The organism is Streptomyces sp. NPDC046985 (assembly GCF_040644415.1).
In the GTDB taxonomy this organism is placed as follows: domain Bacteria; phylum Actinomycetota; class Actinomycetes; order Streptomycetales; family Streptomycetaceae; genus Streptomyces.
In genome coordinates, this window is record NZ_JBEYWK010000006.1 from 130,169 (window position 1) to 155,074 (window position 24,906).

Here is a 24,906-nt window from a genome sequence, read left to right on the forward strand (position 1 = left end):
GAAGCCCTCGAACCGCCACGTCTTTCCCTTGGCACCCGCACCACATCGCCGAGCGGTACGGGCTGTTCACCCTCATCGTGCTGGGCGAGACGGTCTCGGCGGCCACGATCGCGGTGAAGTCGGCCGCCGACGAGCACGACGCGCTGGGCGCGTTGCTGCCGATCGCGGTGGGCGGCCTGCTGATCGTCTTCTCCGCCTGGTGGATCTACTTCGTGGCGCCGGTCCACGCGCATCTGCGCGCCAGCCGCGACGCGTTCCTGTGGGGCTACGGCCACTACCTGATCCTCGCCTCGGCGGCGGCGATCGGCGCGGGCCTGGAGGTGGCGGTGGAGCAGGCGGTCGGCAGGACACGTCTGTCGGCAGGACACGTCTGTCGGCCCTGGAGGCGTCGGCCGCCACGGGCCTCGTCTCGGCGCTGGCGGTGGCGGTGGCGGTGAGCGTCGCCTTCGCGGCCCGCCGGGCGCCGGGCCGCGAGACTGTCCCCCATGAAAGCTGACGCTCTGACGGACGTCCCCGGTGTGCGGGTGGGCCATGCGACGCGCAGGGGCGGAGGACAGCTCACCGGAACGACGGTCGTACTGGCCCCCGAGGGCGGCGCCGTCGCCGCGGTGGACGTGCGCGGCGGCGGCCCCGGCACCAAGGAGACCGACGCCCTCGACCCGCGCAACCTGGTGCGGACGGTGGAGGCAGTCGTGCTGACCGGAGGCAGCGCCTACGGTCTGGACGCCGCCTCGGGGGTGATGGCCTGGCTGGAGGAGCACGGGCGCGGGGTGCGCGTCGGGCCCGACCCCTCCCATGTCGTGCCGGTCGTGCCCGCGGCCTGCGTGTTCGACCTGGGCCGAGGCGGCGACTTCCGGGCCCGCCCGGACGCGGCCGCCGGACGCGAGGCGGTGCGGGCCGCGGCGGCGAGCGACCCGGGCGCCCGCGTGCCGCAGGGCTGCGTCGGCGCCGGGACGGGAGCGGCGGTGGGCCCGCTCAAGGGCGGGGTCGGCAGCGCGAGCACGGTGCTCGACTCGGGCGTCACGGTGGCGGCCCTCGTGGTGGCCAACGCGGCCGGATCGGCGGTGGATCCCGAAACGGGGGTGCTGTACGGGGAGTTGTTCCAGGGGCGGGTGGAGTATCCCGGCGCCGGGGTGCACGAGGCGGCCCGGCGGCGCATGGCCGAGTCCGCCGCGCGCAACGCGCCGCCGCCGCTCAACACCACGCTCGCCGTGGTCGCCACCGACGCCGACCTGTCCAAGGCGCAGGCGCAGAAGCTCGCCGGGACCGCGCACGACGGCATCGCCCGCGCCGTCCGCCCGGTGCACCTGCTCAACGACGGCGACACGGTGTTCGCGCTGGCCACCGGCGCCCGCCCGCTCGACCCGGCCCAGCCGCTCGCGCTGAACGAGATCCTCGCCGCCGGAGCGGACGTCGTGACCCGCGCGATCGTCCACGCCGTCCGCGCGGCGGAACCGGTGAACGGGCCGGGCGGATGGTGGCCGGCCTACGAGGAGTTGTACGGGGCCGGGTGAGAGGAGGCGGTCGCCGGACCGCGCGGGCCGTCCGTCGGTTTTTCGCGGACAGTCGCTTCCCCGGGACGCTGTCGGCAGCGGAACGGCCCCCTCCCCGTCTCCACCGGGCCTCGTTTGTCGCGGTTCTGTCACGTGCGAGCCCGTGAGGCGCGGGGCGGGAACCCGGGGCCGGGCGATCCGCCTCTCTCCCCACACACTGCGGCGGACCACGCCCTCCACACGACCCGGGAGCAGCCCGTGACAAGGCCGGACACAGCAGCGCGGCGCGTACTGGGGGCGTGTGCCGCCCTGATGGTCGGCGCCCTCGCCCTCACCGGATGCGGCGGCGGCGCCGCAGGCGACGCCAAGAGCGGCGGCGGGCAGGGGACCGTGGCCCCCGGCGCGCAGATCGTCATCTCGGCCAAGGACGGATCGACCGGAGCGTCCATCAACGCGACCGGGGTCCAGGTCAGTCACGGCCGGCTCACCGGAGTCCGGATGACCACGGCGGCCTCCGGGCAGGCCGTGCCGGGCGCGATCACGGCGGACGGCGCCGCCTGGAAGCCGAAGGAGCAGTTGGAGCGCGGCGAGAAGTACCGGATCTCGGCGACCGCGAAGGGCGCGGACGGCCGCACGGCCACCGCCACGTCCGAGTTCACCACCGTCACCACGGCGCACAGCTTCATCGGCGCCTACACCCCGGAGAACGGGACCACGGTGGGCGTGGGCATGCCGGTGTCGTTCGTGTTCGACAAGGCGATCCGCGACGAGAAGGCCGTGCAGTCGCACATCACGGTCGCCTCCAGCAGCGGACAGCGGGTGGCGGGCCACTGGTTCGGCGCGCAGCGGCTCGACTTCCGGCCCGAGGAGTACTGGAAGCCCGGTTCCAAGGTCACGATGCGGATCGATCTGGACGGCGTGCGGGGCGCCGACGGCCTCTACGGCGTGCAGCGCAAGACCGTGACGTTCACCGTCGGCCGCTCCCAGGTCTCCACGGTGGACGCCGCGTCGCAGACCATGAGGGTCGTCCGCGACGGACGGACCGTCCGGACGCTCAAGGTCTCCACCGGCAGCCCGGAGCACACCACGTACAACGGCATGATGGTGATCTCGGAGAAGTTCGCCCAGACGCGGATGAACAGCCAGACGGTCTCCCTGGGCGGCGAGTACGACATACCGGACGTGCCGCACGCGATGCGCCTGACGGAGTCCGGCACCTTCATCCACGGCAACTACTGGTACAAGAAGGACAATCCGCCGTTCGGGCGGGTGGGTTCCAGCCACGGCTGCGTCGGCATGGCGGACCTCCGGGGCGGCCAGGGCGCCACCGACGCCGGGTGGTTCTACGACCACTCGCTGCTCGGCGACGTCGTGGTGGTCGAGCACTCCGCCGACAAGACCGTCGCGCCGGACAACGGGCTCAACGGCTGGAACATGCCGTGGAGTCAGTGGACCGCGGGCAGCGCGCTGTGACCGTGCCGCGGTCCCCCGCCCCTCGGTGAGCCGCGCGCTTCCCGACGGGCAGGGCGCCGCGGCACGGGCGGGGGCCGCGCGGGGAACTCCCCACGCGGCCTGGGCGTTCGCTGGGCGACGGCTTCCCCGCCGGCCCGGGTCGGCCGAGATCTCCGGGTCTTTTCCGGTTCTTTTCCCCGTTCCCGGAGACGACGGCCGACCGAGGGGCTACGGTATGCACCCACCAGGTGACATGCAGCAACGCCGGGAGAAGCCTTGAGCGTTCCGTACGAGACGGCGGCGCACGAGCCACGCGAGTCGACCCAGTCCCCCGAGGAGCGCCTCGCGCGGCTCCTCGGCCGCGCCCTGAACTCCTTCGAGCTGCCCGACGAGGCCCTGCGGCCCATGGAGTCGGCGCTGGCCTACGACGGCTCGCTGCACTCGGCGATGCACAGCGCCGGGCTGCACCGCGAGACCTACCGGCACACCTGGCTGCTCGCCGACGGCTCGGCGCTGACCCTGTGGGAGCTGGTGCACAACACCGCCCTCACCGGCGAGCCGCAGCACGAGCTGTACGTCGACGAGGAGGAGCTGCGCGCGGCCACCGTCCGGCTGCCGCTGCCGTCGGACGCCCCGGAGCTGGAACTGCCGCCGCCGTCGCTGCTCTCCTCGCTCTCTTCCATGCCCGAGATCCCGCGCGCCTACGCCCCCGACGCCTCGGCCGACCACGCGCGCCGTCTGCTGCGGCGCGCGGAGAACGCGGACCGGCCGGGCGCGGACGTCGCCGCCGTGCTGGAGGCCGCGTGCGGGCACCGGATCACGCAGGCGTTCGGCCGCCCGTGCCGCGCGGGCCGCACCGGCCTGTGCTTCTCGCTCTACGAGCACGCGTTCCTGCTGGGGGACGGCAGGGAGACGTCGCTGTGGGAGGTCGAGCACACGGCGACTCCCGACGGGCGCCACATGTGCGAGGTCTACGCCACGGAGGACGCGGCCCGAAACGCCATGGAGGACCGGGCGGCGCGAGTGAGCTGAGCCGGGCGGCGGCGGGGGCGGTGAGCCCGGCGGCGCAGGTGCGGTGAGCCCGTCGGCGCAGGTGCGCTGAAGCCGGGTCGGCGCGGGGGTGCGGTGAGCCGGGCGACGGCGGGCCGCCGCGGCGGGCGTAGCGGTCCCGGAGGTCGTGAAGGTCCCGGGGGGCGTGGCGGTCCCAGAGGTCCCGGCGGGCGTGACGGTCCCGGCGGGCGTTCAGCGGCCGTTGCCGAGCTGGCGCATCAGTCCGGCGAAGGCGGCGCGCTCGGCCGGGGTCAGCTCGACGTACTCCCGGTGCGGGCCGGAGCCGCGCTGCGGCGGTATGACCGTGGAGGCGACGGGCTGGCGGCGGCGGAGCTCGAAGCGCAGACCGTACCGGTAGCCGGCGAGGGCGACGGCGCTGGCGGCCATCAAGACGGCGGGTATGGCCACGCCGAGCCACATGACGGTCGAGACGTGGTCAGGCATGCCTCAAGTGAACACCACGGTCCGGGGCGTGGGCCCCGGACCGTGACGTACCTCGCAGGTGACGTGAACTACTCATCGCACCGCAAAGGCGCTTGATCTGCGCGTTCCGGATCAGGCCGCCACCGGGTGCTTGCGCTCCGCCGACCCGGCCGGGGCGTCCTGGCCGCTCGCCCCGCTGCCGGCCGCGTCCCCGGCCGCGCCGCCCTCGGCGGGCTTGCGCAGCGACTTGAGGACGACGACCAGCGCGGTCGTCGCGCACACGCCGGCCGCGATGGCGATCAGGTAGAGGAAGGGGTTGCCGATCAGCGGGACCACGAAGACGCCGCCGTGCGGGGCGCGCAGCGTGGCGCCGAAGATCATCGACAGGGCGCCGGTGAGCGCGCCGCCGACCATGGAGGCGGGGATGACGCGCAGCGGGTCGGCCGCCGCGAACGGGATCGCGCCCTCGGAGATGAAGGAGGCGCCCAGCACCCAGGCCGCCTTGCCGTTCTCGCGCTCGGCGCGGGTGAACAGCCTGCCGCGCACGGTCGTGGCCAGGGCCATCGCCAGCGGAGGCACCATGCCCGCCGCCATCACCGCCGCCATGATCTTCATCGCGGAGTCGCTCGGGTCGGACACCGCGATTCCGGCGGTGGCGAAGGTGTAGGCGACCTTGTTGACCGGGCCGCCGAGGTCGAAGCACATCATCAGGCCGAGCAGCGCGCCGAGCAGGACGGCGTTGGAGCCGGTGAGGCCGTTCAGCCAGTCGGTCATCGCCTTCTGCGCGGCGGCGATGGGCTTGCCGATGACCACGAACATCAGGAAGCCGACCACCGCCGAGGAGATCAGCGGGATCACCACCACCGGCATGATGCCGCGCAGCGCGGCGGGGATCCGCACCCTCTGGACTCCCATCACCACGCCGCCGGCGATCAGGCCGGCCGCGAGACCGCCGAGGAAGCCCGCGTTGACGGTGAGGGCGATCGAGCCGCCGACGAAGCCGGGCACGAGTCCGGGGCGGTCCGCCATGCCGTAGGCGATGTAGCCGGCCAGGACCGGGACCAGGAAGGCGAAGGCCACCCCGCCGATCTGGAACAGCAGGGCCGCCCAGCTATCGCCCTGGCTCCATATGAAGTGGTCCACGACGGAGGGCGCCTTGTTGATGCGGTAGCCGCCGATCGCGAAGCCCAGGGCGATCAGCAGACCGCCCGCCGCGACGAACGGGACCATGTAACTAACGCCGGACATCAGCCACTTGCGCAGCTTGGTCCCATACCCCTCGCCCGCCTCGCCGGACCGTTCGACCGGGCTCGCGCCGGACGCCGCCGGGGCGGTCGCCTCGCCGCGCGCGGCCTTCTGCCGCACCTCGCCGATCAGTTCGGCGGGCCGGTTGATGCCCGCCTTGACGCCGACGTCGACGGTCGGCTTCCCGGCGAAGCGGTCCTTGTCGCGCACGGGGACGTCGTGCGCGAAGATCACGCCGTCCGCCGCCGCGATCACCGCCGGGTCGAGCCGGGTGAAGCCGGCCGAGCCCTGCGTCTCGACGGTCACCTCGACGCCCGCCTCGCGTCCGGCGTTCTCCAGCGACTCGGCCGCCATGTAGGTGTGGGCGATGCCGGTGGGGCAGGAGGTGACGGCGACGATGCGGAAGGGGCGGTCGCCCGCGGCGGTCGCCGGGGCGCCGGGCCTCGTGGTGGTACCCGCCGCGGCGCCGGGAGAGGCCGCTCCCGGCGTCGCGGCGGAGTCTGCGGTGGGTACGGCGCCCGCGGGGGCGGTGTCCGTGTCGGCGCCTGCGGTGGCGGTGTCTGCGGGAGCAGTGTTCGTAGCGGCGCCGGCCGACGCGCTCGCATCCGGGGACGGCGCCTCGGCGGGAGTCCCGGCCGACGTCGGGGCTGACGTCGCGGCCGAGGCGACGGCCGGGGTGGGGGCCGGGACGTCGGCGGCCGGTTCCTCCGTCGGCGTCGCGTCGCCGCGGATGAGGGCCGCCGCGCGCCCGGCGTCGTCCACCGCGCGCAGCGCGCCGGTGAACTCGGCGTTCATCAGCTTCCGCGCCAGCGAGGACAGGATCGTCAGGTGGGCGTCGTCGGCGCCGGCCGGAGCGGCGATCAGGAACACCAGGTCGGCCGGGCCGTCCGGGGCGCCGAAGTCGATGCCGGCGGCGCTGCGCCCGAAGGCGAGCGTCGGCTCGGTGACGTGAGCGCTGCGGCAGTGCGGGATGCCGATGCCGCCGTCGAGGCCGGTCGGCGTCTGCGCCTCGCGGGCGGCGACGTCGGCGAGGAAGCCCTCCAGGTCGGTCACCCGCCCTTGGGCCGCCATCCGCTCGGCGAGCGCGCGCGCCGCCGCTTCCTTGGTGTCGGCGGACAGGTCGAGATCGACCAGGTCCGCGGTGATCATCTCGCTCATCGCGGGCTCCTTCGCACGCGTATCGCCCCGTGATGGGGAGGGGCGGGGGTGGGGACGGGAACGGGGGTGACGCGGGGGGTGGCAGCAGGGCCGGGGGTGGCGCACGAGCGGACCGTGGGGACGGCGGCTCGGTGGGGAGCGGTGAAGAGGGCTGAAGGGGCGGAGGGCGCTGAGGGGCCGGAGAGGGAACGGCGCGCGGGGGCGGCGCGGCGGGCGGTCACGGGGCCGGCTCCGTCAGGAGGCGGTCGGCCGGGACGTCCGCGGTGACCGTCACCGCGCCCGGGTCCAGGTCGTCCGGCGTCGGCATCACGCTGCCGGGCAGTCCGACCGCCGCGGCGCCGTGCGCGACCGCGGAGGCCAGGGCCCGGGGGCCGGAGCCGCCCGCGATCAGGAACCCCGCGAGCGAGGAGTCGCCGGCGCCGACGTTGCTGCGGACCGCGTCGACGCGCGCGCTGCCGAACCAGACGCCCGTGTCCTCCACCAGGAGCTGGCCGTCGGCGCCCAGGCTCGCCAGCACGGTGCGGGCGCCCAGGGCGCGCAGTTCCTCGGCCGCCTTCAGCGCGTCGCCCACCGTCGCCAGGGGGCGCCCGACGGCCTCGGCGAGTTCCGCGGCGTTGGGCTTGACCACGTCCGGGCCCTCGCGCAGCGCCTGGAGCAGGGCGGGCCCGGAGGTGTCCAGGGCGATGCGGCCCCCGGCGGCGTGCGCCCCGGCGACCAGGTCGGCGTACCAGGAGGGCGCGAGGCCGCGGGGCAGGCTGCCGCAGCAGGCGATCCAGTCGGCGCCGCGCGAGGTCAGGCGCACGGTCTCCAGGAGCAGTTCCCGCTCCGGCGGGCCGAGCTGCGGGCCGGGGGCGTTGATCTTCGTCAGGACGCCGTCGGCCTCGGCGAGCGCGATGTTGGACCGGGTGGCGCCGGCCACGGGGACCGGCGCGACCTCGATGCCCTGTGCGTCGAGCAGTTCCGCGACGAGAGCGCCCGGCGCGCCGCCGAGGGGCAGCACCGCGACCGTGCGGCGGCCCGCGGCGGCGACGGCGCGCGAGACGTTCACGCCCTTGCCGCCCGGGTCCACGCGTTCGCCGGAGGCGCGGACGACTCCGCCGCGGTCGAGGCGGGGGACTTCGTAGGTGCGGTCCAGCGAAGGGTTGGGGGTGACGGTGACGATCATGCGCGTACTACTTCCGTGCCGCCGCACCCGAGGGCGGCGGCGTCCTCGGGGCTCAGCCCGCTGTCGGTGATCAGCAGGTCCACGTCGCTCAGGTCCCCGAAGCGGGCGAAGTGCTCCTGGCCGTGCTTGGCGGAGTCGGCGAGCAGCACCACGCGGCGGGCGGCGGCGATCGCCGCGCGCTTCACCGCCGCTTCCGCGAGATCGGGGGTGGTCAGACCGTGGGCGGCGGAGAAGCCGTTGGCGGCGACGAACAGCACGTCGGCGCGGATCTCGCCGTACGCCCTGAGCGCCCAGGCGTCCACCGCCGCTCGCGTGCGGTGCCGCACGCGGCCGCCGACGAGGTGGAGCTGGAGGCCGGGGTGGTCGGCGAGGCGGGCCGCGATCGGCAGCGCGTGGGTGACGATGGTGATCTCGGCCTCCAAGGGCAGGACGGCGGCGAAGCGGGCCACCGTCGTGCCGGCGTCGAGGATCACCGTGCCCTCGGCGGGCAGTTCGGCGAGGGCCGCCTTGGCGATGCGGTCCTTCTCGTCGGCCGCCGTGGACTCGCGCTCGGTGAGGTCCGGCTCGAAGTCCAGGCGTCCGGCCGGAAGCGCACCGCCGTGCACCCGGCGCAGCAGGCCGGCGCGGTCGAGGGCCTTGAGGTCGCGGCGGATGGTCTCCGCCGTCACCTGGAACTCCTCGGCGAGCGACACGACGTCCACCCGGCCGCCGTCCCGGGCGAGCCGGAGGATCTCCTGCTGCCGCTCCGGTGCGTACATGCCCGCTTACCTCCGAACCGTGCCCGAACGTGTGGTTTCCCCGGAGAGTACGCCCGACCGTGTGGAAAGTAAACGGGATCAGAAACCAAGCGGGCGTGAACGGACTTCCGGGGGGGGCGGCACGGGCGGGGGAAACGACGTAGGCCCGGCACACCTTCCGGTGCCGGGCCCACGCCTCATCCGATGACCGCTGACGGCTGACCGCTGACCGCTGACCGCTGACCGCTGACGGCTGACGGCTGACCGCTGACGGCTGACCGCCCCGAGATGCGGTCCGCCGACCGTCTCCGGATCAGGCCACCAGTTCGCCCTGCCGCGCAGGCGCCGCACCGTCCGCCGTCTGCGCCGCGTCGGCGCCGGTGTCGCCGCCGCCCTCGACGTGCTGGGCCGGGCGCCGGGGCAGGGCGGACATCAGGACGAAGATGACGGCGAGCACCGCGGTCACGTAGACCAGCGCGTGCTGGAAGGCGTGGACGAACGCCGGGCCGACCTGGGCCGGGGTCAGCCGGTCGCCGATCACGCCGAAGAACACCACCGACACCAGGCCGAGTCCCAGCGCGTTGCCCATCTGCTGCACGGTGTTGATCAGCCCGGACGCCGAGCCGGCGTGCTCGCGCGGCACCTCGGAGAGCACCGCGTCGGTCAGCGGGGCGACGATCAGGCCCATGCCCAGGCCCATGACGACCAGCGGCAGCGCCATCTGCCAGGAGGCGATGCGCAGTCCGTACCGCTCGGACTCGCCGATGTAGAGCAGCACGCCGACGGCCATCAGCAGCGCGCCCGCCTGGAGCACCTTGCGGCCGAAGCGCGGCACCAGCATCTGCACCGACATCCCGGCCGCCGCCGACACCGCGATCGAGAACGGCACGCCCGTCAGGCCCGCCCGCAGCGGGCTCCAGCCGAGGCCGATCTGCATGTACAGGGTCCAGGTCAGGAAGAACACGCCCAGCGCGACGCCGAAGACGGTCTGCACCGCCACGCCCGCCGCGAAGCTCTTGACCCGGAACAGCGACAGCTCGATCAGCGGGGAGCCGTCCCGCGCCGCCTTGCGCCGCTCGTAGGCCACGAGCACCGCGAGGACCAGCAGGGAACCCGCCATCGACAGGTACCCCCACAGCGGCCAGCCCAGCTCGCGGCCGCGGGTCAGCGGGTACAGCAGCATCAGCAGGCCGAGCGTCACCAGGCCCACGCCCACCAGGTCCAGTTTCAGCGCGCGCGGCGCCTTGGACTCGGCGATGAAGCGGCTGCCCAGCAGCAGGGCGACGGCGCCCACCGGCAGGTTGATCAGGAAGATCGGCCGCCATTCGAGGCCGAAGAGGTTCCACTCGGTCAGCAGGGCGCCGAGCAGCGGGCCGGAGACCGCGCCCAGGCCGACGATCGCGCCGAACAGGCCGAAGACCTTGCCCCGCTCGTGCGCCGGGAAGGTGGCGTGCACGATCGACAGCACCTGCGGGACCATCAGCGCCGCCATGCCGCCCTGGAGTATGCGGGAGGCCACCAGCATGCTCGGGTCGACCGCGAAGCCGCACAGGGCGGAGGCGACGGTGAACCCTCCGATGCCGATGAGGAACACCCGCTTGCGGCCGTGGATGTCGCCGAGCCGGCCGCCGGTGATCAGCCCGGCCGCGAAGGCGAGCGCGTAACCGGCGGTGATCCACTGGATCTGGCTGAAGGACGCGCCCGCGTCCCGCTGGATGGAGGGGATCGCGATGTTGACGATCGTCACGTCCACGAGGTCCATGAAGGCCGCGGTCATCACGATCGCCAGCGCGAACCAGCGGCGGCGGTCGGCTGCCCGCGCCGGGTCGCCGGGGGCTTGCGCCGCACTGCTGACTGGGGTTTCGCTGGAGGTCATGCAGGCACACTAGGTCGGGTGTAGGTCAGAGCGTGTCCTACATCTGCGGCATCCTCGGACGTATGACGACGGACACTCCGGCCCGGCTCCTCCAGCTCCTCTCCCTGCTCCAGACGCCCCGCGAGTGGCCCGGCGGCGAGCTGGCCGACCGGCTCGGGGTGTCCCGGCGCACCGTGCGGCGGGACGTCGACCGACTCCGCGAGCTGGGCTATCCAGTGCAGGCGACCATGGGCGCCGACGGCGGTTACCGGCTGGTCGCGGGCAAGGCGATGCCCCCGCTGCTCCTCGACGACGAGGAGGCGGTGGCGATAGCGGTCGGCCTGCGGGCGGGCGCCGGGCACGCGATCGAGGGCCTGGACGAGGCGTCGGTGCGGGCACTGGCCAAGCTGGAGCAGGTGCTGCCGTCCCGGCTGCGCCGCCGCGTCTCCACCCTCCAGGCCGCGACGACCCCGCTGGTCAGCGGGGACGCGGCGAGCGTCGCACCGGAGACGCTGACCGTGATGGCCTCGGCCATCGCCGGGCAGGAACGGCTGCGGTTCGCCTACCGGGCCGGGGACGGGACCGACAGCCGACGGCAGACCGAGCCCTATCGCCTGGTGTCGACCGGGCGGCGCTGGTACCTCGTGGCGTACGACCTGGACCGGGCGGACTGGCGCACGTTCCGGATGGACCGGGTGAGCGAGCCGTTGGCCACGGGCGCGCGGTTCGCCCCACGGGAGCTGCCCACGGGCAGCGCGGCGGAGTACCTGCGGCAGTCGATGCAGCGCAGGCAGGAGACGTACACGCTCACGGTGACGTTCGCGGCGCCGGCGGAGGCGGTCGCGCGGCGCCTGCCCGGCTGGCTCGGCGCCCCGGAGCCGCTGCCGGGCGGGGAGTGCCGGGTGCGGGCCTCGGTCGGGGAGTCGATGGACTGGCTCGCCGCCCGGCTGGCCCTGACGGGATACGACTTCACAGTGCACGAACCGGCCGAACTGGCCGAGTGCGTGGGGCGCTTGGGGGAACGCCTGACCCGGGCGGCGAACGGCCGCTGACCGCGTCGGCGGGCCGGGCCCTGTGGCAGAATCTGCCGTCCGGGCGGGCCACCCCGGGGTTCAGGTTCGGGGTGGCCCGCCCTCCGGCGCGAGGACAGGTCCCCCGCCGGGACTCCGGACGGAAGCGGACGCGGGGCGGCGCGGAGACGCGGACGAAAGGGAGCCGGGCTCCGGCACCCGGGGGGAGTGGCGCCGGAGCCCGGCTCGCGGGAGGTCCCGGCGCCGGGGGGGAGTTGCGTCGGGACGTGGTTCGTGGATCCGCGGGACGTGCCGCGCGGATACCGTGCTGTGGCGTGAGACGCGGCTCGCGGCCGGGTCTCCCGCGCACGGCAACTGTACGAGGCGACAGCCCGCGACGACGGATCGCCTCGGGCGTCCGGCCGGATTCCTCAGCCGGGCCCGGGAGGGTTTTTCCCGGGCCGCCGTCGGTTGAAGCGGCGGTACACAGCCATGTTCGCGCGGTCTTTCGCCACCGGGCGCACGCCGTTCCGCGCCCTCGCACTCACCCGCGCCCGCCTCGCACCGGGCGCGCCGCCCGCGTGAAGCACCCGCGCCAGCCTCGCACCGGGCGCCGTCGCCCGCGTGAAGCACCTGCCCCGCCCCGCCCGGCCCCGGGCACGGCACGCCCCCGTGCGAAGCGCCCGGTCGGTCAACCCGCCGGTGAGGCCGCTCGCCGATGAGGCCAGTGGATCAGGCCGCCAGCTAAGGCCGCAGGATCAGGCCGCCGCGTCGAAGCCCGTCGCGTGAGCCAGCTTCTTCAGCTCCAGCAGCGCGTGCTTCTCGATCTGGCGGATGCGCTCGCGCGTCAGGCCGTGCTCCTTGCCGACCTCGGTCAGCGTGCGCTCCCGGCCGTCCTCGATGCCGTACCGCATCTTGATGATCGAGGCCGTGCGCTGGTCGAGACGGCCGATCAGGTCGTCCAGCTCCTCGCTGCGCAGCAGGGTCAGGACCGACTGCTCGGGCGACACCGCGGAGGTGTCCTCCAGGAGGTCGCCGAACTGGGTCTCGCCCTCGTCGTCCACCGCCATGTTCAGCGAGACCGGGTCGCGGGCCCAGTCGAGCACGTCGGCGATCCGCTCCGGCGTGGAGCCCAGCTCCGCGGCGATCTCCGTGGGCTCCGGCTCGCGGCCGTTCTCACGGTTGAACTCGCGCTGCACACGTCGGATGCGGCCCAGCTCCTCCACCAGGTGGACGGGCAGCCGGATCGTGCGGGACTGGTCCGCGATCGAGCGCGTGATCGCCTGGCGTATCCACCAGGTCGCGTACGTCGAGAACTTGAAGCCCTTGCGGTAGTCGAACTTCTCCACCGCGCGCACCAGACCGGCGTTGCCCTCCTGGATCAGGTCGAGGAGCGGCAGGCCGCTGCGCGGGTAGCGGCGGGCCACCGCGACGACCAGGCGCAGGTTGGAGCGGATGAAGACGTCCTTGGCCCGCTCGCTCTCGGCCACCAGGGACTCCAGCTCGTCCCGGCTGGCGTCCGCCCTGGACTCCTCGCATCCGTCGAGGATCTGCTGCGCGAACACACCGGCCTCGATGACCTGGGACAGCTCGACCTCCTTGGCGGCGTCCAGCAGCGGCGTGCGCGCTATCTCGTCGAGATACATGCCGACCAGGTCGCGGTCGGCGATCTCGCCGCCGCGGGCGCGAACACTGCTTGCCGCTTCGGCCGTCTCGCCGGAGGCGGACTGACGACGGGCGACGGCACGGGTTGCCATGCGTGCTCCCTTGCGATGGTGGATCAGCGGGTGGTCCTTGGACACTCGGCACTGGATTACGGAGTCTCTGGAACTCTCCTCGTGTGCCCGCATCCAAGGGAAACAACGACTGGAATCCGGACACAATTCCCAACCCGCCCGCCGATTTTTCTGATCATGCAGTATCCTGCCGTCCCGCACCGCGCGGAACGCTTCGGCCGCCGGGGCGGACGCCCAGGTCAGGGTGGGGGCGAGCCACGTTCCGCACACCCTTGTCACCTGCCCGCGAGCCGCCGTTCGACCCGTCGCTGAGACGCCCGTCACACTGATGCAGCAGCCTTTCGCGCCCCGGCGCCGCGACCCGCGCCGCAGAGCGGCGCCGCCTTCGGCCATATGCCGTCCACCCCCTCCCCTTAAGAGGGCCGGTACCGGCGAACGGTTGCCGCAAACCGGAAGTCCCAGGAGGTTCCCAGGCTCTCCACACCGCGGCCCCACACGGGCGCCGCACAGCACCGCAGCACCCCAGCGCCCCAGCGCCTCATCACACCGCACGCCGGCCGGAGCGCACCTCTGCCGCACCGCACGTCAGCCGGACGGCGCCTCAGCGGACCGCACCTCGGCCGACCTGCGTCTCAGCCGGACCGCACCTCGGCCGACCTGCGTCTCAGCCGGACCGCACCTCAGCCGAACTGCACCGACCGCTTCGCCATTCCCATCCAGAAGCCGTCGATCACCGACTTCTGCGCGTCCAGCTCGCCGCCGGCCTCCGCCGCGCCCATGGTCACGAACAGCGGCGCGAAATGCTCGGTGCGCGGGTGGGCGTACCGTCCGGCCGGCGCCTTGTCCAGGAAGTCCAGCAGGGCGTCCCAGTCCCGGGCCTCCAGAGCGCGCCGCCCCCAGTCGTCGAACTCCGACGACCAGCTCGGCACACCCTCGCCCGTGTGCCGCAGCGCGGCCAGGTTGTGGGTGAAGAACCCGGAGCCGACGATCAGGACGCCCTCGTCGCGCAGCGGCGCCAGCCTGCGGCCGATGTCCATGAGCCGTACGGGGTCCAGGGTCGGCATGGAGACCTGGAGCACGGGGATGTCCGCGGCCGGGAACATCTCCAGGAGCGGGACGTAGGCGCCGTGGTCGAGGCCGCGGTCGGGCACGTCCTGCACGGGCGTGCCGGGGCCGCGCAGCGCCTTGCGCACGCGCTCGGCGAGGTCGGGGGCGCCGGGGGCGGCATACGTCACCTGGTAGTAGCGCTCGGGGAAGCCCCAGAAGTCGTAGACGAGGGGGACGGTCGCGGTGGCGCCGAGGGCGAGGGGGGCCTCCTCCCAGTGGGCGGAGACGACGAGGATCGCCGTGGGGCGCGGCAGGGCCGCCGACCAGGCGGCGAGCTGGCCGGTCCAGAGGGCGTCGTCCGCCAGGGGCGGCGCTCCGTGGCTGAGGTAGAGGGCGGGCATGCGCTCCGGGGCGGTGACGGACATGGCGGCGGCTCCCTGCGGACTCCGGTCGGGCCTGACGGGCTTGCTGACGGGCTTGCTCGCTGGCTGACGAACCTGCTGACTGGCTGACTCGCCAGCTTGGCGACTTGCTTGAACTCTAAAGCTCTCTGCGGTCGAGAATACGCCCGAACGGTTTTTCGTTCAACATTCAAGGAAGCTCTCGTACAGTGAACTCATGGACACGGCATCCCCCTCTTCGGCTTCCTCCCGCTCCACCGGCGCCCCCGGCGTCCACGACGCGCCCGGCGCACCCCGTTCCTCCGCGCCGTCGCAGCACGCCCCCGCCGCGCCCACGGCCGAGGCCCCCCGGTGGCTCACCGCCGAGGAGCAGCGCGTCTGGCGCTCCTACCTGCACGCGACCACGCTTCTGGAAGACCACCTGGACCGGCAGCTCCAACGCGACGCGGGCATGCCGCACATCTACTACGGCCTGCTCGTCAAGCTCGCCGAGGCCCCGCGCCGGAGGCTGCGGATGACCGAGCTGGCCATGGACGCCAAGATCACCCGTTCCCGCCTCTCGCACGCCGTCGCCCGCCTGGAGAAGAACGGCTGGGTGCGCCGCGAGGACTGCCCCGCGGACAAGCGGGGGCAGTTCGCGGTGCTCACGGACGAGGGGCTCGACGTGCTGCGGCGCACCGCGCCGGGCCACGTGGCCGCGGTCCGCCAGGCGCTGTTCGACCGGCTCAGCCCGGAACAGCAGAAGTCCCTCGGCGAGATCATGCAGATCGTCGCCGAGGGACTTCAGCCGAACGAAGCGGGCGCCGACCTGCCCTGGCTCCGCTGAGCGGCAGCCAGGGCAGGCCGGTGTTCAGACCGCGGTGACCGGTCCCGCGCGCAGGCCGTGGTGACCGGGACGGGGCTCAGGCCGCGGTGACCGGCACGGCGGCCGAGCGGACCGCGGTGACCGGTACGGCGGCCGCGCGGACCGCAGTGTCCGGTATGGCGGCCGCGCGGACCGCAGTGTCCGGTATGGCGGCCGCGCGGACCGCAGTGTCCGGTATGGCGGCCGCGCGGACCGCGGTGACCGGTGCGGCGCTCAGTGCGCGATGACCGGCAGCGCCACCGCGTCCTCGGCCTCCTCGCCGGAGGCGGACTCCGCGCCGGAGTCGGAACCGGCCCTCTTGGTGCCGCCCGGACGGCCCGCGGTGACGAGCGTCAGCGCGATGACCCCGGCCAGGGCCAGGATGCCGACGGCGAGCCAGATGGCCTGGGTGTAGCCGTGCACCAGGCCCTGGAGCTGGACCAGCCGCTGAGCGGGCCGGGCGGCGCCGGCGGCCGCGATGTGGTCCTTGATGTAGGCGGCCGTCGCGGAGGAGGCGATCGTGTTCAGCAGCGCCGTGCCGATGGCGCCGCCCACCTGCTGCGAGGTGTTGACCATCGCGGAGGCGACGCCCGCGTCGCGCGGCTGGACGCCCAGCGTGGCCAGGGACATCGCCGGCATGAACGCCGTGCCCATGCCGAGGCCGAGCAGCAGCATCGCGGGGAGCAGCAGCGCCGGGTAGGAGGAGTCGATCCCGAGCTGGGACAGCAGCAGCATGCCGACGGACGCGACCAGGAAGCCGGGACCCATCAGCGCCCGCGCCGGGACCCGGGTCATCAGGCGGGCGCCGATCTGCGTGGAGCCGGTGATCATGCCCGCGACCATCGGGAGGAAGGCGAAGCCGGTCTTGACCGGCGAGTAGCCCCGCACGACCTGGAGGTAGTAGGTGAGGAAGAGGAACAGGCCGAACATGCCGATGATCGCCAGGCCCAGCGAGAGGTAGACGCCGCCGCGGTTGCGCTCGGTGACCACGCGCAGCGGCAGCAGCGGCGCCCGCGTCTTGGACTCGACCAGCACGAAGGCGGCCAGCAGTACGGCGGACGCGACGAACATAGAGACGGTCACGGCGTCGCTCCAGCCGTCGGTCTCGGCGCGGGTGAAGCCGTACACGAGGGAGACCAGGCCGAGGGTGGACAGGATCACGCCCGGGATGTCGAGCGGCGAGCGGTTACGGCCGCCGGCGGGCTCGCGGATGACGGAGAACGCGCCGATCGCGGCGACGACAGCGAACGGGATGTTCACGAAGAACGTCCAGCGCCAGTCCAGGTACTCGGTGAGGAAGCCGCCGAGGATCAGCCCGACGGCGCCGCCGCCGCCGGCGATGGCGCCGTAGATGCCGAACGCCTTGGCGCGCTCCTTGGCGTCGGTGAACGTCACCGCGAGCAGGGAGAGCGCGGCGGGCGCGAGCAGTGCGCCGAAGGCGCCCTGGAGCGCGCGGGCGCCGAACATCATCGCGCCGGTCGTGGCCGTGCCGCCCAGCGCGGAGGCCGCGGCGAAGCCGATCAGACCGGTCACGAAGGCGCGCTTGCGGCCCCACAGGTCGGCGATCCGGCCGCCGAAGAGCAGCAGCCCGCCGAAGGCGAGGGCGTACGCGGTGACGACCCACTGCCGGTTGCCGTCGGAGATGCCCAGGTCACGCTGGGCGGAGGGCAGGGCGATGTTCACGATGGTCGCGTCGAGGACGACCATCAACTGGGCGAGCGCGATGAAGACGAGCGCCTTCCAGCGGTTGGCGTCCACTGGCTTCTCCAGGACGCCGGGAGCTTGTGCGGCTGATGCGGACATGGGGATACCCACTTCTGATGCGGTGAGGGAGAGCTTCATCAGCGTTGAAGAAGCGAAAGTGAACTAAAAAGGGCAGATAAGGGGCGGCGGGCAGGCGTTCGTTCGCACTGCCCGGCGGTCGGCCGACGGTCGGTCCGTCCCGGCGCCGATCGGACGGGCGGCGGTCGGCGGCGACCCGCGGCGGCCGATCAGCGCCGCGCGACTGCTGAGCGCGGCTCGCTGACGGGGTGCGCTGACGGGGTGCTGATCGGCGGCCTGGCCGACCGCCTGGTCGGCGGACTGAGGCGGCTGCCGCTCGAACGTCGGCTGGCTGTCGGTCGGTGAGTATCGGTCGGTCAGGTGGGGGCCGGTCAAGCCCGGCGGAGGTCCTCCATGGTCGTGGCCGTACCCGGGAGGACGGAACGGGCCGGGGCCCGGAGCCCGTCCAGGAACAGTTGCAGGTGACGGTGGACGAAGCGGTCGAGGCTGGGACAGCCGGTGCCTGCCGGGGGCCGGCTGAGCTGGGACACGGCGATCAGCAGGTCGCCGACGCCCACGTCGGGACGGAGCTGCCCGGCCGCCCTGGCGCGGTCCATGACCTCCTCGACGAGGCGTTCGCACCGTTCGCGCGCCGCCTCCAGGTCGGGGTGGCTGCGGTCGAATGCGCTGGAGATCATCGGGCACAGCGCGCTGACCCGCTCGTCGGCGGCGACGTGCACGAAGCGCGACAGCGCCTCGAACGCGTCGCCGGTCTCGGCGAGCGCCTGCTCGGCGGCCTGGGCCGTGCGGTCCATGACGGAGCAGACGACCTCGCGGGCGAGGGCGTCGCGGTCCGGGAAGTTGCGGTACAGGGTGGCGTTGCCGACGCCGGCCCGCCGGGCGATCTCGTCGAGCGGGACCTCGGGTCCGTGCTCGACGAGCATCTCCCGGGCGGCGGCGACGATCCGCTCCCGGTTGCGCAGGGCGTCGGCGCGGAGCCGGGTCGCCTTGCGCGGTACGGGATGCACGGTGGTCGCGGCCTGCACGGCGTACTCCTCAAGTGGTCTGGGTCAAAGGGTCGGTCGGCGGTGGGGCGCCTGGGGCGGGCGCCCGGCTCGATCCGGGGAGAGGTTCCCCGCTTCGGCCGGACACAGGTGTAAACGGGGAAGACGTCCCCAGATATTTCCCGCACCCCGAGAGTTTTCCAGTGACCTGGGTCACAGTGCGACGCCTTGGAGGTTTCGGGCGTCCCGGAAGTATCGCGCGTCTCAGGAGTCTCGCGTGTCTCGCTCGCGCGGCCGCCCCGACCCCGCCCTCCTCAGAGATCGCCGTGGTGCGTACGGGCCGCCCCGACAGCCAGAGCCGGCCCGGCCGCCGGAGCCGACCCCCGGCATCCCGAGCCGACCCCCGACAGCCGGAGCCGACCCCCGGAAGCCGCCCCAGCCACCGGCGTCAGCCCCCGGCAGCCGGGGCGAGGCGGGGCGGGGCGGGACCCCCCTCCGCGCACCACCACCCGCGCGCACCCACCTGGCCCTGCCCGTTCCCACGACCGGAGCGTTCGTCGCACGAGTGGACCGCCCCAGCGCGCACCCCACGCCCCCGTGACACAGGGTGATCGAAAGGGTGCAACCGGAGACCGGTGGCCGCCATGGCGAACCGGTGGCCGCCTGGAGCGAAAGGGCCACGCATGCAGCCGCCACCGCCCCGCCGCCGGATACGCAAGCGCCGCGCGGCCGCCCTGGCGTCCGTCGCCGTACTGACCCTCGCGGTCTGCACGTCGTCGGACGCCGCGCACCTCACCGAGGGTGCGTCGGGGACAGGGGCCGGCGCGGCGTCATTGGCCCGCTATCCCGCCCTCGCACCCTGCATGATCAGCGGCGCCAGCACCGTACAGATGACGGAGGGCGTGCCCACGGCCAGCGGCTACGCCCGCTCCACCGGCACCGTGCACGCGCTGACCCTGATGATCGACTTCTCGGACGCACCCGGCGAGGGCACGGCGCTCGACCGCTTCCACGAGTTCTTCCCGCAGACGCAGAACTGGTACCGCACCGCTTCGTACGGGCGCCTCGACTACCGCCCGGAGACCCCGATAGCCCACTGGCTGCGCATGCCGAAACCGTTCAAGGACTACGGCATAGAACGCGGCGCCGCCTTCGACCCCGGCTATCGCGATCTGGTCCAGGACATAGTCAAAGCGGCCGACCCGATGGTGAACTTCCGGGACTACGACCTGCTCAACGTGCTGATGACCCCGAACGCCGGCCCCTCCGCCCTGGACACCGTGCTCTCCGTGACCTTCGCGGGCAACCTGGACGCCCCGGTCGCCGACGGCGTCCCCATAGGGAACGCGTCCTTCGTCTTCTCCCGCCAGGACGACGGCTCCGGCTCCTACGACCACACCGGCTACCGCGTGCTCCCCCACGAGAACGGCCACGTCTTCGGCCTCCCCGACCTCTACACCCAGGACGGCGGGGGCGCGGTGGGCCACTGGGACATCATGAGCGAGGACTGGGGCGTCGACAACGACCTGCTCGGCTGGCACAAATGGAAACTGGGCTGGCTGGACCCGAGCCAGGTGAGCTGCGCGCCGAAACGGGGCTCCGCCGAGTACACGCTGACCCCGCTGGAGCGCAAGGGCGGCCCCAAAATGGTCTTCGTCCCCCTCGCCAACGGCACCGTCTACGCCCTCGAACTGCGCATGCGCGAGGGGAACGACGAGGGGGTCTGCCAGCCGGGCGTCCTCATCTACAAGGTCGACGCGAACGTCGACACCGGCCGCGGCCCCATCACGGTCTACGACGCGCACCGCGACTCCGGCGGCTGCACCCACAGCCCCAACGTCGAGGCGGAACTCTCCGACGCCGCCTTCTCCCCGGGCCAGACGTTCAAGGACCCCAAGGCCGGCCTCCGCATCGACGTGACGTCCGCCGACCTCAAGGGGGACTACCGGGTGCGGGTGACGCGGGAGTAGGGACGACGAGCCACGTTCGAAGACGACGAGCCGCGCTGGACGACGGGCGTCGGACGGCAGGCGTTGGACGTTGGACGACGGGCGTTGGACGACGGGCGTTGGACAGTGGACCCGGACTCGACTCGACGACTTGACTTGACTCGACTCGACCCCGGCGAGCGCGCGCCGCCTCGGGCGCCGACCGATTGCGCACGCCGCGAGAACGTAACTAAGGTACGCCTTACCTAACTGGATCGCCGCGCCCCGTGCGCGCCACCTGTCGGAGAAGGACGCCTGTGCCCCAGCCACCCGCCATGCAGTACACGGAATTGCAGGTCGTCGCCGCGGAGCAGGTGTCCCCGGCCATGCGGCGCGTCACCTTCGACGGCGCCGGGCTCGCGGGGTTCACGTCGGTCTCGCCCGACCAGCAGGTGAAGCTCTTCTTCGCCCAGGACGGCGGCGTACCGCGAGTCCCCGAGCCGCCCGCCGACGGCGACGTAATGCGCTGGTACCAGCGCTACCTGGCGATGCCGGAGGCCGAACGGCCGTGGATGCGGACGTACACGATCCGCCGTCACCGCCCCGAACGGCAGCGGATCGAGATCGACTTCGCCCTGCACGGCGAGGGCGGCGCCCAGGGCCCGGCCACCCGCTGGGCCGTCGCGGCCCGCCCCGGCGACGTCATCGGCATGTACGGCCCCTCCCCCAGCCACTACCGCACCCCGGCCGAGGGCGCCTGGAAACTGCTCGTCGGCGACGAGACGGCGCTGCCCGCGCTCGGCGCGCTGGCCGAGTCCCTGGCGCCGGGCGAACGGGCGGTCGTCTACGCCGAGGTGGCCGACGCCGCGGAGGAGCAGGAGTGGGAGAGCGCGGGCGACCTGACGGTGCACTGGCTGCACCGCGGCGCCACGCCGGCCGGCGACTCCACGGCACTGCTCGACGCGGTCCGGAACACCGCCTTCCCGGAGGGCCCGGTGTTCGCCTGGGTCGCCGGCGAGGCGGCGGCGGTCCGCGCCATCCGCCGCTGCCTGGTCCAGGACCACGGCCTCGACAAGCGCGCCGTCGCGTTCAGCGGCTACTGGCGCCTCCACCTCACCCAGGACGACGCCCCCACCACGGACGACATCGCCGACCAGACGGAAGCCCTGGCCGACGCGACCCCCCTCCCCTGACCGCCCCGCCCCCTCACGACCCCCGACGATCAAACCCGGCCCGCCCCCCAACCACCCGCTACACTGACGGCGGTGGCCCAGCCGCACCCGGCCGAACCACCAGCAGATCCCCGCCTTCGTAGCTCAGGGGATAGAGCACCGCTCTCCTAAAGCGGGTGTCGCAGGTTCGAATCCTGCCGGGGGCACCAGTGCAAAGGCCCCGGACCGATCACGGTCCGGGGCCTTTGGCATCTACTTCTGACATCAACCCGGGCGGTCACCTACGACCGGGACGCCGCTTCCTGAGCAGCCGGTCCATGTGGCTCATCGCCTCGCGCCGCGCGTCCTGCACGACGTGCGTGTAACTTGCCCACTCGTCTATATGAGTATGCCTGTGGGCGGGCATAAGTTCGGGAAGCAAGCCGCCGGCCCGGTTGATGACCGCGCCTGTCAGACCCCTCATGCAGGATCTGTCCATGCTAATCGCCACGAACGCCCGAGGACACACGGTGAAGCGCCCTTCGAAGCCTGCGATAGGGACGATGCTCGCGAACCTGAGCCGCGACAACCAACATATGGTCGTCGACCGCCAGGACGAGGACATCTCTGGGGACTGGTACATCCAAGTCCTCATGCGAGAGGACGACACATACCAACTGGAGTTCCGGGACGGCGTTGCCGCCGAGCACTACCAGACCCGTACCGTCTCGCAGGAGAAAGTGCTCCGAGCGATGCTCGGTTGGGCGGCGGGCACGTCGGAGTGGCGAGAAGAGTTCATGTGGAGCAACATCGGCTCGATGTTCGCCCCCCTGTGACGCCGAGGACCTGCAAGACCTCACCCCCTAGCGTCAGCACCTTCCCGGTCACGCGATCACGTGGCCGGGAGCTGGTACGACAGCACGTAGGCGTCGGCCGCCATGACCGTGTCGCAGACCTCCACGGCCCGCCCGTCCGTGTCGAAGGCGGTGCGGATCAGGTGGATCACGGGCACGCCCGAGGCCAGCCGGAGCGTCCTCACCTCGGACGGCGAGGGCATCCGGGCGCGAATCTCCTCGTCGAAGTGGTCGAGGTGATGGCCCAGCTCTTCGAGGCGGGCGTAGATACCGCCGGGGCCGGGGTTGGGCTCCGCGACCGGCGTTCCTCGGGCGATGTCGAGCGGGAGGTAGGACGTGGCGAACTCGACTGGGCGCCCGTCGAGCAGGTAGCGGCGACGGCGGGCCAGGACGCGGCGCACGGAGCCGAGCCGGGCGGAGACGTCCTGTCCGGCTTTCTCCTCCTTGACCTCCAGACTGTCGACCTGCGGGTGGCTTCCGGCGGCGTCGGCCTCGACGATGAACGCGGACTTGCCCTGTTGGCGGTGACGCTGGGCGAACCGGTCGGAGGCCAGCCGGTGTACCGGCGGGCGCAGTCGCACGAACACGCCCTTGCCGTGCTCGGCGTGCACCAGGCCCTCGCCCTGGAGGACGGAGAAGGAGTTGCGCACCGTCATACGGGACACCCCGTAATGGTCGACTAGTTCCGCCTCGGAGGGCACCTTCTCCCCCTCCTTGAAGCGCCCGCGGTCGATCGCCTCGCGCAAGTGGTCGGCGATCTGCCGGAAGACCGCACGATCACTCGTGGGGTCGAGATCACCGAGCAGACTCGGAAGGAAGGCCACGGGTACTCCCTTATAGGTATCTAGACGAGTGGGCGAGTACTTGTTGAGACGGTGGAGAGCCTAGCCATCTGAGAGGGCCCAGGAACGTGAGCACTGACCGTCCGCACTCCGTGAGCGTCGCAGGAGTCATCGTCGACGACCGGGGCCGCGCTCTGTTGATCAAGCGCCGCGACAACGGCCACTGGGAGCCGCCGGGCGGAGTGGTGGAGCGGGAGGAAACACTTCCCGAAGCCCTTCAGCGCGAAGTCCTCGAAGAGACCGGCATCAAGATCGCGCTTCCCGCGACCCTCACCGGCGTCTACAAGAACATGACGGGCCTGATCGTCTCCCTGGTCTTCCGCTGCGAGGCCGCCGACGGTACGCCCGCCACCGGGGACGAGACTCGGGCGCTGCGCTGGGCAACCCGGGAAGAAGTCACCGAACTCGCCGACGAGGCGTACGCGATCCGCGTCCTGGACGCTCTGGACGCGATGTCTCCGCCGGCCATTCGCGCGCACGACGGCGTGAAACTCGTCTAGCCCGTACCCGCTGCACATGGCGGCCTACCAGCGTGAAGGAACTTGTACACACGAGTACATGAGTACGGCCCGGGTGTGGGGGCTCAGTTGCCCAGGATTTCCCGAGGAGGTAGGCCGGGCCCGACGCTGGACGCGGGACATCCTGCGCGGCTCCCCGCTGGCCGAGGACGCCGCACTGATCGTGAGCGAGCTGAGCGCGAACGCGATCCTGCACACCGCGAGCGGCCACGAGTCGGGCAGCTTCCACCTGGTACTCGCCGTCTCCCCGCAGGTGGTCGCCCTGTCGGTCACCGACGCCGGCGGAACTGGCACCGCCCCCAAGATCGAGCACAAGGACCAGGACGCCGAACACGGCCGGGGCCTGAGCATGGTCAGCACCATCGCCCACCGGGTCGCGGTCCACGACGGCGACGGCGGCCGCACGGTCACCGCGGAACTCTTCACGGCGGGTCGCCCGGAAGGCCGCGTGTGCTGACGCCGACGCCTGCTGAGGAACGCTTAGCCGTCGGGGAGCGCAGCAGCGCCTACCGATGCTGGGCAGCCGCGTACCCGGCACGGAGAACTCGGCCCGTTCCCCTCGGTTCCCACCGCGCCTCCAGCTCTCGCCTGGCGCTGCGCTGGCTACGCGAACGAACCCGTCACGTCACCGACCAGCTCGACACCGCATACGCCCAGCCCGGCCGCCACTGGCTAACGGACGACGCGGAGCACGAACGGGCCCTCGCCTTGCTGACCATGGGCAGCGCCTACCGACTCACGCTGTACGACGAGGACGCCCGCTACGTGCTCGTGGCCAGCCCACCGGGAGGCGGCGACACGTGAACGGACTCCCCCGCGGCCACTGGTGCGAACACTGGACCCAGAACCTCAGCACCGACCAACCGCCCACACTGCACGCTTCCTTCGGCGCCTACTCCCCCGATGAAGCGGACCGCTGGATATCCGCCACACTGCGCACCATCATCCCGGTGCCGGATGCCGCAGCCTCCGAGCACGCGTGGGAGCTGCTATACGAGAGCCGCATCGACACCAGGCGCGCACTCCTCCAAGCAGAACCCTGCTCAGTCACGGTCGAACAGACCGGCACGCTCATCACGTGGACGGTCCGCCCGGTCATCTTCCTGCCGCTGATACAGCGAGGCAGCAAACCACCATGCCTCGCAGTCACCTTCGAGCCTCCCACGGGCGACTGAGTTACAACTTTCTCTACTGGTTCAAGGCGGCTCGCTCCGCTCCCCGCGCGCGGCCCG

22 protein-coding genes, 1 tRNA gene and 1 pseudogene are annotated in these 24,906 nt (G+C 72.8%); 14 read left to right on the forward strand and 10 right to left on the reverse strand.

All coding sequences use genetic code 11. The features are described 5' to 3' along the window. Positions 1 to 29: 29 nt before the first annotated feature. From ABZ861_RS09830 to ABZ861_RS09845, 4 genes and pseudogenes are all read left to right on the forward strand, one after another. Positions 30 to 418: pseudogene (locus ABZ861_RS09830) on the forward strand (low temperature requirement protein A); the annotation flags it as partial. Positions 419 to 485: 67 nt separating this feature from the next. Beyond that, positions 486 to 1,514, forward strand: a complete 1,029-nt coding sequence (locus ABZ861_RS09835; protein ID WP_361626521.1) for a P1 family peptidase — start codon at positions 486 to 488, stop codon at positions 1,512 to 1,514. Positions 1,515 to 1,751: 237 nt separating this feature from the next. After that, a complete protein-coding gene (locus ABZ861_RS09840) occupies positions 1,752 to 2,966 on the forward strand; it encodes an Ig-like domain-containing protein (protein WP_361626524.1) in 1,215 nt (404 codons plus the stop codon). 255 nt (positions 2,967 to 3,221) lie between these two features. After that, positions 3,222 to 3,977 carry a DUF6227 family protein gene (locus ABZ861_RS09845; protein WP_361626527.1) on the forward strand — a complete coding sequence of 252 codons (756 nt, stop codon included), beginning with the start codon at positions 3,222 to 3,224 and terminating at the stop codon, positions 3,975 to 3,977. A gap of 210 nt (positions 3,978 to 4,187) precedes the next feature. Here the strand turns inward: ABZ861_RS09845 and ABZ861_RS09850 are convergent, their stop codons facing one another. The 5 genes from ABZ861_RS09850 to ABZ861_RS09870 form a co-directional block, all read right to left on the reverse strand. After that, a complete protein-coding gene (locus ABZ861_RS09850) occupies positions 4,188 to 4,439 on the reverse strand; it encodes a hypothetical protein (protein ID WP_361626530.1) in 252 nt (83 codons plus the stop codon). A 111-nt stretch (positions 4,440 to 4,550) separates the two neighbouring features. Then, positions 4,551 to 6,821, reverse strand: coding sequence for a fructose-specific PTS transporter subunit EIIC (locus ABZ861_RS09855; RefSeq protein ID WP_361626533.1), 2,271 nt, complete (start codon positions 6,819 to 6,821; stop codon positions 4,551 to 4,553). Positions 6,822 to 7,038: 217 nt separating this feature from the next. Beyond that, on the reverse strand, positions 7,039 to 7,986 hold the full coding sequence (gene pfkB, locus ABZ861_RS09860) for a 1-phosphofructokinase (RefSeq protein ID WP_361626536.1): 948 nt from the start codon (positions 7,984 to 7,986) through the stop codon (positions 7,039 to 7,041). After that, positions 7,983 to 8,744, reverse strand: coding sequence for a DeoR/GlpR family DNA-binding transcription regulator (locus ABZ861_RS09865; protein ID WP_361626539.1), 762 nt, complete (start codon positions 8,742 to 8,744; stop codon positions 7,983 to 7,985). The genes pfkB and ABZ861_RS09865 overlap by 4 nt, the downstream gene beginning before the upstream one ends. Before the next feature lie 292 nt (positions 8,745 to 9,036). After that, positions 9,037 to 10,599 (reverse strand): MFS transporter, encoded by a 1,563-nt coding sequence (locus ABZ861_RS09870; protein ID WP_361626542.1) that lies wholly within the window; start codon positions 10,597 to 10,599, stop codon positions 9,037 to 9,039. 62 nt (positions 10,600 to 10,661) lie between these two features. Here ABZ861_RS09870 and ABZ861_RS09875 point away from each other — a divergent pair, with 62 nt between their 5' ends. Further along, positions 10,662 to 11,630, forward strand: a complete 969-nt coding sequence (locus ABZ861_RS09875) for a YafY family protein (protein ID WP_361626545.1) — start codon at positions 10,662 to 10,664, stop codon at positions 11,628 to 11,630. 716 nt (positions 11,631 to 12,346) lie between these two features. Here the strand turns inward: ABZ861_RS09875 and ABZ861_RS09880 are convergent. Both ABZ861_RS09880 and ABZ861_RS09885 read right to left on the reverse strand, forming a co-directional pair. Beyond that, a complete protein-coding gene (locus tag ABZ861_RS09880; RefSeq protein WP_361626548.1) occupies positions 12,347 to 13,345 on the reverse strand; it encodes a sigma-70 family RNA polymerase sigma factor in 999 nt (332 codons plus the stop codon). A gap of 659 nt (positions 13,346 to 14,004) precedes the next feature. Beyond that, on the reverse strand, positions 14,005 to 14,796 hold the full coding sequence (locus tag ABZ861_RS09885; RefSeq protein WP_361626551.1) for a class III extradiol ring-cleavage dioxygenase: 792 nt from the start codon (positions 14,794 to 14,796) through the stop codon (positions 14,005 to 14,007). A 193-nt stretch (positions 14,797 to 14,989) separates the two neighbouring features. Between ABZ861_RS09885 and ABZ861_RS09890 the strand changes: the two genes are divergently transcribed. Beyond that, positions 14,990 to 15,598, forward strand: coding sequence for a MarR family transcriptional regulator (locus tag ABZ861_RS09890; protein ID WP_361626554.1), 609 nt, complete (start codon positions 14,990 to 14,992; stop codon positions 15,596 to 15,598). Between the two features lie 252 nt (positions 15,599 to 15,850). On the opposite strand, the gene ABZ861_RS09895 is transcribed toward ABZ861_RS09890, so the two are convergent. Then, the gene (locus tag ABZ861_RS09895) at positions 15,851 to 17,419 is read right to left on the reverse strand and encodes an MFS transporter (RefSeq protein WP_361626557.1); all 1,569 of its coding nucleotides are present in this window, start codon (positions 17,417 to 17,419) and stop codon (positions 15,851 to 15,853) included. 350 nt (positions 17,420 to 17,769) lie between these two features. Continuing rightward, positions 17,770 to 18,423, reverse strand: coding sequence for a helix-turn-helix domain-containing protein (locus ABZ861_RS09900; protein ID WP_361626560.1), 654 nt, complete (start codon positions 18,421 to 18,423; stop codon positions 17,770 to 17,772). A 641-nt stretch (positions 18,424 to 19,064) separates the two neighbouring features. Here ABZ861_RS09900 and ABZ861_RS09905 point away from each other — a divergent pair. The 4 genes from ABZ861_RS09905 (at position 19,065) to ABZ861_RS09920 (ending at position 22,296) form a co-directional block, all read left to right on the forward strand. Further along, positions 19,065 to 20,351 (forward strand): M6 family metalloprotease domain-containing protein, encoded by a 1,287-nt coding sequence (locus tag ABZ861_RS09905; protein WP_361626563.1) that lies wholly within the window; start codon positions 19,065 to 19,067, stop codon positions 20,349 to 20,351. Positions 20,352 to 20,644: 293 nt separating this feature from the next. Continuing rightward, a complete protein-coding gene (locus ABZ861_RS09910; protein ID WP_361627022.1) occupies positions 20,645 to 21,502 on the forward strand; it encodes a siderophore-interacting protein in 858 nt (285 codons plus the stop codon). Between the two features lie 112 nt (positions 21,503 to 21,614). Then, positions 21,615 to 21,690, forward strand: a tRNA-Arg gene (locus ABZ861_RS09915). Between the two features lie 267 nt (positions 21,691 to 21,957). Then, complete coding sequence (locus ABZ861_RS09920) at positions 21,958 to 22,296, forward strand: hypothetical protein (RefSeq protein ID WP_361626566.1); 339 nt, start codon at positions 21,958 to 21,960, stop codon at positions 22,294 to 22,296. A 56-nt stretch (positions 22,297 to 22,352) separates the two neighbouring features. Here ABZ861_RS09920 and ABZ861_RS09925 read toward each other — a convergent pair whose 3' ends face one another. Then, complete coding sequence (locus tag ABZ861_RS09925) at positions 22,353 to 23,138, reverse strand: GntR family transcriptional regulator (protein WP_361626569.1); 786 nt, start codon at positions 23,136 to 23,138, stop codon at positions 22,353 to 22,355. A 110-nt stretch (positions 23,139 to 23,248) separates the two neighbouring features. Here ABZ861_RS09925 and ABZ861_RS09930 point away from each other — a divergent pair, with 110 nt between their 5' ends. From ABZ861_RS09930 to ABZ861_RS09945, 4 genes are read left to right on the forward strand one after another with little or no spacing between them, the layout of a single operon-like run. Continuing rightward, on the forward strand, positions 23,249 to 23,656 hold the full coding sequence (locus ABZ861_RS09930) for an NUDIX domain-containing protein (protein WP_361627025.1): 408 nt from the start codon (positions 23,249 to 23,251) through the stop codon (positions 23,654 to 23,656). 16 nt (positions 23,657 to 23,672) lie between these two features. Then, the gene (locus ABZ861_RS09935; protein ID WP_361626572.1) at positions 23,673 to 24,131 is read left to right on the forward strand and encodes an ATP-binding protein; all 459 of its coding nucleotides are present in this window, start codon (positions 23,673 to 23,675) and stop codon (positions 24,129 to 24,131) included. Then, positions 24,125 to 24,478 carry a hypothetical protein gene (locus tag ABZ861_RS09940; RefSeq protein WP_361626575.1) on the forward strand — a complete coding sequence of 118 codons (354 nt, stop codon included), beginning with the start codon at positions 24,125 to 24,127 and terminating at the stop codon, positions 24,476 to 24,478. The genes ABZ861_RS09935 and ABZ861_RS09940 overlap by 7 nt, the downstream gene beginning before the upstream one ends. Further along, complete coding sequence (locus tag ABZ861_RS09945) at positions 24,475 to 24,849, forward strand: hypothetical protein (protein WP_361626578.1); 375 nt, start codon at positions 24,475 to 24,477, stop codon at positions 24,847 to 24,849. The genes ABZ861_RS09940 and ABZ861_RS09945 overlap by 4 nt, the downstream gene beginning before the upstream one ends. Positions 24,850 to 24,906 lie beyond the last annotated feature (57 nt).

Bases quoted from the DNA above. Each gene is read 5' to 3' on its own strand.
- ABZ861_RS09865 (WP_361626539.1), bottom strand. From the start codon at position 8,744: ATGTACGCACCGGAGCGGCAGCAGGAGATCCTCCGGCTCGCCCGGGAC.
- pfkB (WP_361626536.1), bottom strand. From the start codon at position 7,986: ATGATCGTCACCGTCACCCCCAACCCTTCGCTGGACCGCACCTACGAA.
- ABZ861_RS09920 (WP_361626566.1), top strand. From the start codon at position 21,958: ATGCTAATCGCCACGAACGCCCGAGGACACACGGTGAAGCGCCCTTCG.
- ABZ861_RS09835 (WP_361626521.1), top strand. From the start codon at position 486: ATGAAAGCTGACGCTCTGACGGACGTCCCCGGTGTGCGGGTGGGCCAT.
- ABZ861_RS09895 (WP_361626557.1), bottom strand. From the start codon at position 17,419: ATGTCCGCATCAGCCGCACAAGCTCCCGGCGTCCTGGAGAAGCCAGTG.
- ABZ861_RS09935 (WP_361626572.1), top strand. From the start codon at position 23,673: ATGGCGGCCTACCAGCGTGAAGGAACTTGTACACACGAGTACATGAGT.
- ABZ861_RS09880 (WP_361626548.1), bottom strand. From the start codon at position 13,345: ATGGCAACCCGTGCCGTCGCCCGTCGTCAGTCCGCCTCCGGCGAGACG.
- ABZ861_RS09890 (WP_361626554.1), top strand. From the start codon at position 14,990: ATGGACACGGCATCCCCCTCTTCGGCTTCCTCCCGCTCCACCGGCGCC.
- ABZ861_RS09905 (WP_361626563.1), top strand. From the start codon at position 19,065: ATGCAGCCGCCACCGCCCCGCCGCCGGATACGCAAGCGCCGCGCGGCC.
- ABZ861_RS09855 (WP_361626533.1), bottom strand. From the start codon at position 6,821: ATGAGCGAGATGATCACCGCGGACCTGGTCGATCTCGACCTGTCCGCC.
- ABZ861_RS09875 (WP_361626545.1), top strand. From the start codon at position 10,662: ATGACGACGGACACTCCGGCCCGGCTCCTCCAGCTCCTCTCCCTGCTC.
- ABZ861_RS09910 (WP_361627022.1), top strand. From the start codon at position 20,645: ATGCAGTACACGGAATTGCAGGTCGTCGCCGCGGAGCAGGTGTCCCCG.
- ABZ861_RS09850 (WP_361626530.1), bottom strand. From the start codon at position 4,439: ATGCCTGACCACGTCTCGACCGTCATGTGGCTCGGCGTGGCCATACCC.
- ABZ861_RS09870 (WP_361626542.1), bottom strand. From the start codon at position 10,599: ATGACCTCCAGCGAAACCCCAGTCAGCAGTGCGGCGCAAGCCCCCGGC.
- ABZ861_RS09885 (WP_361626551.1), bottom strand. From the start codon at position 14,796: ATGTCCGTCACCGCCCCGGAGCGCATGCCCGCCCTCTACCTCAGCCAC.